Source organism: Bacillus sp. SRB_8 (assembly GCF_003264205.1).
Taxonomy (GTDB): domain Bacteria; phylum Bacillota; class Bacilli; order Bacillales; family Bacillaceae_G; genus Bacillus_A; species Bacillus_A mycoides.
Map to the genome: position 1 here is coordinate 1 of NZ_NADT01000183.1, position 394 is coordinate 394.

Below are 394 nucleotides of genomic sequence, written 5' to 3' on the forward strand. Positions count from 1 at the left end.
AGAACAACTATACCAAAAGAAGTCTCGTTCCACCAGGACTAGGTTAATCGCAGAATTCTAGTCAAACACCAAGAGAGAGTCGTCTGTTGCCACCTATATTGCAACGATTCAAGCCATCCAGGGGAAACTGCGAGCAATCGGGAAAGAACTATCAGACGAAGATATGACGGACCGCCTTCTCTCTGGACTTCCATCCTCATTCGATGCATTTACAATCATCAAACCCTCCTGAAGAAGTTAGCGAAGAAACAAAAGAATCACAGCCTCATGGAAGCACAGAATATGAGATCGAGCGCGACGATTGCAAAAGAGCCGAACAAGAAGATGACGAACCAATTCGAAAGGAGAACGGACGACGGTCGGATCGTGTCTGAAATGCTCCTGGAGAATGGTG

The 394-nt window shown here is 46.4% G+C and carries 1 pseudogene; it reads left to right on the forward strand.

Annotated elements, in window-relative coordinates:
• Positions 1–82: 82 nt before the first annotated feature.
• Positions 83–232: pseudogene (locus tag B5P40_RS34275) on the forward strand (hypothetical protein); the annotation flags it as partial.
• Positions 233–394 lie beyond the last annotated feature (162 nt).